This is a genomic window from Nitrospira sp. BLG_2 (genome assembly GCF_049222245.1).
In genome coordinates this window covers 1-1,582 of the sequence record NZ_JBLYIG010000588.1, presented here as the reverse complement: position 1 = coordinate 1,582, position 1,582 = coordinate 1, and the positions used below count along the sequence as shown (strand labels likewise).

Genomic DNA, 1,582 nt, shown 5'->3' with positions numbered 1-1,582 from the left:
GTTTCCGCGTCGGCCTTTCACCAATGGAACGTTGTCCGCGGACGAAACTCCAACCACTCCATCTTCCGTCGGCGGAAGTCCTCTGCGGAAACGCGGAACGCCAAACGAACCCTATGTCCGTTCAACGCAACGACTGGTCGCTGCAGCGAAAAGGCATCATCGACCAGGAACGTCACAAGGAGCGCATCAAGGATGCGATCCGAAAGAATTTGGGATCGATCGTCTCGAATGAGTCGATCATCCTGTCGAATGGGCGCAAGCGCGTCAAGGTGCCGATGCGCGCGCTCGATGAATACAAGTTCCGATTCGACTATCGCAAGCGCAAACATGTCGGCCAGGGAGACGGCAAAACCAAGGTCGGCGACATCATTGGCCGGGAGAATCCGCAGGGCCAGGGCCCGGGAGCCGGGCAGGCGGGCGATAGCCCGGGGCAGGACTTTTACGAGGCCGATGTCGAGATCGACGAGATCGCGGCCATGATCTTCGAGGATCTTCATCTGCCCTTCCTCGTGGACAAGGCCAAACAGGCGGTCCCGGCCAACACGACCCGGTTCACCGAAATTCGCCGCGCTGGGGCGCTCTCGAACCTCGACAAGCGCCGGACCGTCCTCGAGAACATTCGCCGCCAGGCCCGCGAAAAGGGAGAGGCCAAACTCGGTCCGATCAAGAAGGAGGACCTGCGCTTCAAGAGCTGGGAAGACGAGGTTCGCTACGAATCGAACGCCGTGGTCGTGGCCATGATGGACGTCTCGGGATCGATGGGCGAATTCAAGAAATATATCGCCCGCAGCTTCTTCTTCTGGATGGTTCGTTTTCTCCGGACCAAATACGATCAGGTCAAGATCATCTTCATCAGCCATCATACCGAGGCCCGGGAGGTCACGGAAGAACAGTTCTTCACCCAGGGCGAATCGGGCGGAACCGTCGTCAGCTCGGCCTATAAACTCGCCCTCGAAATCATTGCCGAGCGCTTTCCGCCGCGCGATTGGAACGTCTATCCCTTCCACTTCTCGGATGGCGACAATTACTACTCCGACAATGAAGACGCCGTCAAATATGCCGACGAGCTGATCAAGACCTGCAATCTCTTCGGCTATGGCGAGATCGGCGAAGAGGGCATGGCCACCTTTCGCCGCAGCTCCGGCGCGCTCCTTTCCATCTTCAACGATCGTCTCAAGAACAAGGACCGATTCATCGGCGTCCGGATCGACGATAAGGAAGAGGTGTATCCCGCTTTGAAGCAGTTCTTCGGGAAGCAGGGCCTCGTTGCGTAGGTTCACGGCGGAGCCGCTGTCTCAATAAGTCCCCCGCTGGGACATATTGTCGCAGGACCCAAGGCCGCTCATCGACGGCCAATTCTCTAACTGCTTGTTCGCGAATGATTTTGGTGATTTGGCGGCGGGCGGCTTCTGTGGTACGGACCTTGCACTAGACTAAGTCAGCTTAGAGTGACGTAGAGGTCCTAAATTCTTGTGAATATGGGGCGTAAATAGATTTCAATCTGTTTACGCCCCTTTTTTTTATCTCGGCCTTGATCGTCGTTTTGGCCATAACGAGAGGGAAATGGCCACAGAGCCACGGA

Annotated in this window: 1 protein-coding gene; it reads left to right on the top strand. The window is 56.8% G+C overall.

The window, feature by feature from the left end; all coding sequences use genetic code 11:
* Positions 1-113: 113 nt before the first annotated feature.
* On the top strand, positions 114-1,274 hold the full coding sequence (yhbH, locus tag ACOSYY_RS15670) for a sporulation protein YhbH (protein WP_421663547.1): 1,161 nt from the start codon (positions 114-116) through the stop codon (positions 1,272-1,274).
* Positions 1,275-1,582 lie beyond the last annotated feature (308 nt).